The sequence below is a fragment of the Dietzia sp. E1 genome (assembly GCF_014145015.1).
In the GTDB taxonomy this organism is placed as follows: domain Bacteria; phylum Actinomycetota; class Actinomycetes; order Mycobacteriales; family Mycobacteriaceae; genus Dietzia; species Dietzia cinnamea_A.
The window spans coordinates 1-6794 of record NZ_JAALDU010000076.1; the positions used below are offsets into that span (position 1 = coordinate 1).

At 70.6% G+C, this 6794-nt stretch carries 9 protein-coding genes; 2 read left to right on the forward strand and 7 right to left on the reverse strand.

The window, feature by feature from the left end; translation table 11 throughout:
* Window positions 1-186: 186 nt before the first annotated feature.
* The 4 genes from G6030_RS03350 to G6030_RS03360 all read right to left on the reverse strand — a co-directional run bounded on the left by G6030_RS03350 (window position 187) and on the right by G6030_RS03360 (window position 3941).
* Entirely contained in the window at window positions 187-954 is a 768-nt protein-coding gene (locus G6030_RS03350; RefSeq protein WP_007629673.1) for an SDR family NAD(P)-dependent oxidoreductase, read from the reverse strand.
* A 61-nt stretch (window positions 955-1015) separates the two neighbouring features.
* Window positions 1016-2890 (reverse strand): neutral/alkaline non-lysosomal ceramidase N-terminal domain-containing protein, encoded by a 1875-nt coding sequence (locus G6030_RS03355; protein WP_241724124.1) that lies wholly within the window; start codon window positions 2888-2890, stop codon window positions 1016-1018.
* A gap of 15 nt (window positions 2891-2905) precedes the next feature.
* The gene (locus G6030_RS16345; RefSeq protein WP_241724125.1) at window positions 2906-3097 is read right to left on the reverse strand and encodes a hypothetical protein; all 192 of its coding nucleotides are present in this window, start codon (window positions 3095-3097) and stop codon (window positions 2906-2908) included.
* 241 nt (window positions 3098-3338) lie between these two features.
* Window positions 3339-3941 carry a superoxide dismutase gene (locus G6030_RS03360; protein ID WP_007629669.1) on the reverse strand — a complete coding sequence of 201 codons (603 nt, stop codon included), beginning with the start codon at window positions 3939-3941 and terminating at the stop codon, window positions 3339-3341.
* Window positions 3942-4101: 160 nt separating this feature from the next.
* On the opposite strand from G6030_RS03360, the gene G6030_RS03365 reads away from it, so the two are divergent.
* Entirely contained in the window at window positions 4102-4557 is a 456-nt protein-coding gene (locus G6030_RS03365) for an NUDIX domain-containing protein (protein WP_347238565.1), read from the forward strand.
* Window positions 4558-4596: 39 nt separating this feature from the next.
* On the opposite strand, the gene G6030_RS03370 is transcribed toward G6030_RS03365, so the two are convergent.
* Window positions 4597-4770 (reverse strand): hypothetical protein, encoded by a 174-nt coding sequence (locus tag G6030_RS03370; protein ID WP_175285265.1) that lies wholly within the window; start codon window positions 4768-4770, stop codon window positions 4597-4599.
* 104 nt (window positions 4771-4874) lie between these two features.
* On the opposite strand from G6030_RS03370, the gene msrA reads away from it, so the two are divergent.
* A complete protein-coding gene (gene msrA, locus G6030_RS03375) occupies window positions 4875-5552 on the forward strand; it encodes a peptide-methionine (S)-S-oxide reductase MsrA (RefSeq protein ID WP_043567392.1) in 678 nt (225 codons plus the stop codon).
* Between the two features lie 378 nt (window positions 5553-5930).
* Here msrA and G6030_RS03380 read toward each other — a convergent pair whose 3' ends face one another.
* Together G6030_RS03380 and G6030_RS03385 are read right to left on the reverse strand one after the other, a co-directional pair.
* Window positions 5931-6134 (reverse strand): cold-shock protein, encoded by a 204-nt coding sequence (locus G6030_RS03380; RefSeq protein ID WP_063972317.1) that lies wholly within the window; start codon window positions 6132-6134, stop codon window positions 5931-5933.
* A 245-nt stretch (window positions 6135-6379) separates the two neighbouring features.
* Window positions 6380-6794, reverse strand: a 415-nt coding sequence (locus tag G6030_RS03385) for a DUF488 family protein (RefSeq protein ID WP_347238566.1), incomplete at its 5' end; no start/stop codon positions are given.

A 6794-nucleotide genomic window follows, 5' to 3' on the forward strand; every position in this document is an offset into this window, starting at 1 on the left:
GCGCCCGCCGGCGCCCCGGCCCCCGCGCCGGCTCCCGCCCCCGGCCCGGCGATCGACAACGGCCGCGGCTGATACCAGCCCCCGCCTACGACCGAGGCCCGCTCCCGTGACGGGGGCGGGCCTCAGTCGTCTGCGACGCCGCAGTGCGGTGTGCTCTGGCGCGTGAGCTCTAGCGCGGCGCGCTGACTAGCGCGGCGCCATGCGCAGGGCGCCGTCCATGCGGATCGACTCGCCGTTGAGGTAGTCGTGCTCGACGATCGCGTTGGCCAGCTGCGCGTAGTCCGACGGGCGGCCGAGGCGCGACGGGAACGGGATCGCGGCCTCGAGCGACTTCTGGAACTCCTCGGTCAGGCCCTTGAGCATCGGGGTCTCGATGGTGCCCGGGGCGATGGTGTTGACCCGGATGCCGAACTGCGCGAGGTCGCGGGCGGCACAGATGCCCATCGAGTAGACGCCACCCTTCGAGGCGGCGTACGCGATCTGGCCGACCTGGCCCTCGTACGCGGCGACGGACGCCGTGTTGATGATGACACCGCGCTGACCGTCCTCGTCGACGGTGTCCTGCGTGGACATGGCCTCGGCGGCCAGCCGCAGCACGTTGAAGGTGCCCACGAGGTTCACGGAGATGCAGGTCTCGAACAGGTCGAGCGCGTGGACGCCCTTCTTGGAGACGATGCGGGCGGCCGGGGCGATGCCGGCGCAGTTGACGACGACGCGCAGCGGCGCGGCCTCGGTGGCGCGGGCGATGGCGGCCTTGACGTCGTCCTCGCTCGTCACATCGGCGGCGATGAGGGTGATGCCCTCGTCGATGCCCTGCTCGACGGCCTTGTCGATCGACTGCTGGAGGTCGAGGCCGAACACGACGGCGCCCTTCTCGGCGAAGGAACGCGCGGTGGCGTTACCCAGGCCGGAGGCGGCACCGGTGACGATGACGGAAGCACCCTTGATGTCCACGGGCGTTGTCCTTTCACTAGGAACTGCAACGAATGTCGGGTCCAGTGTCCCAGACCCCGCCTCAGCGGACGGTGAAGCCCCGGCTCTCCCCCCGAACCGGGAACAGGCGACCGTCGAGACCGCGGCCCGAGGCGGTGTACACGACCCGGTACTCGCCGGCCGGGGTGCCCGGCGGGATGTCCCACGTGACGAGCGCGTTGGTGACGGTGAGCAGCCCCTCGAACACGATCATCGTGGACCAGTCGCCGTCGTCGTGGACCCGGACCCACCGCCCGCCGTCGCGGCGTTCGATCGCCAGGTAGGTGTCGCCCCGGCGCAGGTCCGAGTTGGGGTGGGTGCCGCAGAACCGCGCCAGGACGCGCTGCCCGACGCGGTACTCCGGAAGCGGCTGGTCCAGGACGTCGCCGAAGTTCCGCAGTGGGGCCGGGGTGTCCACGAGCGGGTTGCCCAGCGGGGAGACCGGGATCTGTCCGGTGAGGTCCCGCTCGGTGGTTCCGGGGTCCAGCGGCGTGCCCGCCCGCATCGAGCGGGCCAGGTCGGCGGCGATCTGCTGGATCGCGGGCAGGGTCCACGGGCCGAAGATCGTCGCGCCGCCCTCGTAGTTCTGGGCCGAGTACTCCTCGGGCGTGGTCACGTAGTGGCCGTACGCGTTGGAGTAGCCCTGGACGGTCACGTGGTCCTCCGCCACGCTCAGTTCGACCGCGAGCGTGCGCCGCAGCCGCAGACCCGCCACCACGGTGGGCTCGAACCCGAGGGTGAACAGGTAGTGCCCGCCCAGGCGCACGAGGTGGAACGGGTACACGCGCTGGACGGCGTGCGGCACGAGTCCCACCGGGAGCAGGACGTCCTTGGGCGCGTGGGCCTCGCGCAGCCACGCCGGGATCACGACGTCGGTGAGGGCCTTGACCGCCGGGTTGCCGCCGCGGTCGCCCTCGGCGAAGGGCAGTTCGTCCCCGCCACCGCCGTCCTCCTGGCTGCCCGAGGCGAACGACGCGCCCAGTGCCGCGACGGCGGTGCGGTGGGTGCGCCCGTCGCCGGTGAATTCGGGCCGGACCTCGACGGCGGACATGTCGACCCACACGTGGCGCACGTCGATCCCGCCGCCGAGCGGGCGCACGTCCCTGTCCACCTGGTCGCGGGCGGCCGCGAACTGCCGCTCGCCGTTGATGCGGGTGTTGAGCCACTCGTCGGGCGTCGGCCCCCGGCCGGGTTCGAGGTCCAGGTTGGGGCTGACGTCGCCGGGGTTGGTCTGCGCGAACGCGGTGACGAGAGCGGGGGTCCCGCCGGCGAGGTAGTCCTGTCCCGCGACCTCCCGCTCCCAGTGCCAGGCGGCGTACCCCTTGTTGTCCGAGGAGGCGATGCGGTTGTGCGACGTCATGGACGTGGCGTGGGTGGCGAACCAGTTGAGCACGCCCGCCAGTTGGCCGCCGCGGGTGATCTGCAGCGACTGCGACCGCGGGTCGATCCCCTCCGGGAAGTGGGCGCGCTCCTCCGGGGTGTCGCGCTCGAACGAGCCGCGGGAACGCTGGGCGCCGGCGTCGCGGAGGGTGCCGGTGGTGACGCCGACCTCCGAGGGGGCGAGGTCGTGATGCGCCATCCGGACGGCGTCGACGATGCCGGCGACGTTGGCCTCGAACGTGACCGGGCGGAAGCCGAGCATCGACAGGTCGACCATCGGGTGGCCGGAGGTGCCGCCCGGGGCGACGTGGGTGTGTGTGGCGGTGATGACCACGTTGCCCTCGTTGTAGGTGCCGCCGAACTCCGCCGCCAGGCGTCGGAGGACCTCCTGTTGGATGGACTGGAAGATCAGGCCGATCTCGGCGGTGACGTGGAGGAACCGGGGCGACGACGGCGAGTCGGCGAACACGAAGGCGCGGGCCCTCTGCCGCAGGTGCAGCCCGACGGAGAGCTGCTCGGTGTCCGCGTACCCGTTCATGCCCGCGCCCAGCGGCTATCCGGTCATGTCCCCGATGCCGCGGCCGACGTACAGGGCCGTGGACTGCGCTGAGGCGACGGCGGGCAGGACCGACTGCAGGGCCGCGATCCCGCCGAGGGCGGCGGCTCCGCCCAGGACGGTGCGGCGGTTCACGGCGGTCGGAGTGCCGGTCTGGGAGTGGTCGACCTGTCGCTCGCCGTTGGACACCGAAGGGACCTCACTTCTCGCGCGGGTGCGCCGCTGCGGCGGACGCCGGGGCGGTTGCGTGAGTCACAGTAGCGTCTCGGACGACCGTCCGGGGGCGGTCCCTGGGCCGGGACGGTTCCACGTCGCGGGGCCCGACCGGCCCCGCGGTCGCGGACCCCGCCCGGACAGCATGCGGCCCGGGCGGGGTGATCCCCACCCGGGCCGCTGTCAGCTCAAGAGAGCCGTGAAGGGTCCGATTCCGTCAGCCCTTGGCGGCGGCGTAGCGCTCGGCCACGTCCTTCCAGTTGACGACGTTCCAGAAGGCCTTGACGTAGTCGGCCTTGACGTTCTTGTACTGGAGGTAGAAGGCGTGCTCCCACATGTCCAGCATGAGCAGCGGGGTGATGTTCACCGAGATGTTGCCCTGCTGGTCGGTGAGCTGCTGGATGACCATGCGCTGGCCGATGTGGTCCCAGCCGAGGACGGACCAGCCGGAGCCCTGCAGGGTGGTCGCGACGGCGTTGAAGTGCGCCTGGAACTTGTCGAACGAGCCGAACTCGGCGTCGATCGCGGCGGCGAGCTCACCCTCGGGGCGGTCGCCACCCTCCGGCGAGAGGTTCTTCCAGAAGATGGAGTGGTTCGTGTGGCCACCGAGGTGGAAGGCCAGGTTCTTGCTCAGCAGCGGGGCCTTGCCGGAGATGCTGCCGTCCTCGCGGGCCGCGGCGAGCTGCTCGAGGGCGTCGTTGGCGCCCTTCACGTAAGTGGCGTGGTGCTTGGAGTGGTGCAGCTCCATGATCTCGCCGGAGATGTGCGGCTCGAGAGCGCCGTAGTCGTAGTCGAGATCGGGAAGAACGTACTCGGCCATAGTGGAGTGTCCTTTCAGTTGGGTGACGGGCAGCGCGCGGGGTCGACCCGTGGCGCCTGTCACGGCGTCCGTCTCCACCATAGTGATCTGCGGGCGAGCGCGTCGTCCGGCGCCGCGGTGGGCTCGCGGGCGGCTGCGGTGTCCTGCCATGATCAGAACCGTGGATCACTCCGATACGGCGGCCGTGCGCACCATCTCGGTCTCGGCCGTCATCCTGAGTCGGCCCGACGGCGCCGTGGTGACGGTGCGCAAGGTCGGCACGGACCGCTTCATGCTGCCGGGAGGCAAGTGGGAGACGGGGGAGTCGCCGCTCGAGTGCGCGGTGCGGGAGATCGACGAGGAGCTGGGTGTGCCCCTCACGCCTGACGCGTTGGAGTCGCTCGGCCGGTTCGACACGGCCACCGCCAACGAGCCCGGGTTCCTGCTGGTCTCTGAGGTGTTCTCCGCCCGGATGGACGGCGATCCCGAGCCGCGGGCCGAGATCGCCGAGGCACGGTGGGTGACGGTGGGCGAACTGAGGGAGATCGCGGCCCTGCCCGAGGACGACTGCGCGCCGTGGGCGCCGCTGCTGGTGCGGGTCGCGCGCGAGCGTCTCGGAGACCCGTCGGTGAGCTGACCTCGCCGCGTGCCGGGGCCCCGACCGCGCGCTGGCCGGTCAGAGGACGAGCAGGGCGATGAGCACGACCAGAAGGATGACGGCGAGCGCGACGGGCACCGCGAGATTGCGGCGGCGGACGTGATCGCTACAGCCGGTCCCCTCGAACGGCTGCGGCTGATCGGCGTCGAAGATGGCGCGAAGTCGTTGGACTGCAGGCTGTGTGGCGGTCACGTCCAGATCCCCCTCGGTCGTACTGGCGACCACTGTAACGCGGACTATGGGATCGGTCACATCACGTCCGGATCTCGATCCCGCGACGCGGTTACCCTGGCTACATGGGCTGGCTACAGGACGCGATCAGACAATCCGCGATGCGACGGGCGACCGAGGTCGTCGACGCCGACTCGGCGCTTCCGGGCCGGGCGGAACCGGTGGCCGTGGCGCCGAAGAACATCGTCACGGGCAATCCGATGGTGCCGCCGTTCCCGGAGGGGCACGAGTCGATCGTGCTGGGTATGGGCTGTTTCTGGGGTGCGGAGAAGGTGCTCTGGCAGCTCGACGGCGTCTGGACCACGGCGGCCGTCTACGCCGGTGGGTGGACGCCCAACCCGACCTACGAGGAGACGTGTACGGGATTGACCGGCCACACCGAGGCGGTTCTCGTGGTCTTCGATCCCGCGGTGCTGCCCGTGGAGAAGCTGCTCGCGGAGTTCTTCGAATGGCATGACCCCACTCAGGGGATGCGTCAGGGCAACGACATGGGCACCCAGTACCGCTCGGCGATCTACACGACCACGCCGGAGCAGCTGGAGGCGGCGCGCCGCATCGCCGAGGGCTACCAGAAGGAGCTCGACGCCGCGGGCTACGGGCCGCTGACCACGGAGATCGGAATGCTCGACGAGGTCCGCTCCGGAAAGTACGCCTACGCCGAGGACTACCACCAGCAGTACCTGGTCAAGAATCCCGGTGGCTACGACTGCCACGTGCGCAGCGGGGTCGCCTGCCCCATCTGATCGCGGCCGTCGCGGCTCCGGCCTCCGCGGACGCCGCGACCCACGACCTCCGCAGGCGTCGCGGCCTTCGCAGCCGTAGCCCCGAACGCAGCCGCCCCTCGCGAAGGCGTCTCGCCCGCTCTTCGGTGCGCGCGAGACGCCATCGCCGGGAGCGGCTGTGCGGGGGCCGCGGGAGCGAGACGCCAGGCAGAAGAGCGAGGCGCCATCGCCGGGAGCGGCTGTGCGCGGGCCGCGGGAGCGAGACGCCAGGCAGGGGAGCGAGGCGCCATCGCCGGGAGCGGCTGTGCGTGGGCCCGGACATGCGAGAGGGCCCCGCGGGATTTCTCCTACGGGGCCCTCTCGTGCAGTCTGAGAACGTCAGATCAGTCTGACGTCAGATCACAGCGGGGTGATGTTCTCCGCCTGCAGGCCCTTGGCGCCCTGCGCGACGTCGAAGGAGACCTGCTGGTTCTCCTCGAGCGAGCGGTAGCCCGAGCCGTTGATGGCGGAGAAGTGGGCGAAGACGTCGGCCGAGCCGTCGTCGGGGGCGATGAAGCCGAAGCCCTTGTCAGCGTTGAACCACTTCACGGTACCGGTAGCCATAGTGATGCCTTTCGAGAGTCGGTGCTCCGCTTGTCGGAGTACCGGGTGCTGCAGCAGAGAGCGTGCTGTGTGTTTCCCTGCGGTGCCGCACTGCCCTCTCGCAAGGGCGGTGGATCTACAGAAATACAACGAACGATTTCAACTACTGAGAAAGACCATACACACGACGGCACGGTCCGTCACCCCCTCTGTGATGACGGATACATGAACGGCGAGTGGCGCCCCGCCGGAAAGGTAGAGGACGCTCAGCGGGAGGCGTCGAGGATGACGTCCGCCAGGACCGCTGCGTGATTGCGTTCGGTGTCCCGCGACGCATAGGCGAGTGCCAGCTCCCCGCCGGCCGCCCGGGCCACGAGGCGCTCCACAGCCCCGGCCGCGGGAGGGCCGGCCAGTTCGGCGCGGTACCGCTCGGCGAAGCCGTCGAAGTCCAGCTCTCCGCCGTGGAACTCGCGCCGCAACTCGGGCGACGGCGCCACGTCGGTACACCACTCGTCGTGACGGAACGCGTCCTTGCGCACGCCCCGCGGCCACAGCCGGTCCACGAGCACCACGTACGCGTCCCCGGGATCGGCGCGGCCGGAGACGAGATCGTGGACGCGCACACAGCTCACGGACATGACCCCAGCATGTGCCACCCCGCGCGCCCGCGCCATCCGCAGA

What these genes read in the sequence shown, in the direction of transcription:
- G6030_RS03355 (WP_241724124.1), bottom strand. Translation starts at nt 2,890, where the DNA reads ATGAACGGGTACGCGGACACCGAGCAGCTCTCCGTCGGGCTGCACCTG.
- G6030_RS03360 (WP_007629669.1), bottom strand. Translation starts at nt 3,941, where the DNA reads ATGGCCGAGTACGTTCTTCCCGATCTCGACTACGACTACGGCGCTCTC.
- msrA (WP_043567392.1), top strand. Translation starts at nt 4,875, where the DNA reads ATGGGCTGGCTACAGGACGCGATCAGACAATCCGCGATGCGACGGGCG.
- G6030_RS03380 (WP_063972317.1), bottom strand. Translation starts at nt 6,134, where the DNA reads ATGGCTACCGGTACCGTGAAGTGGTTCAACGCTGACAAGGGCTTCGGC.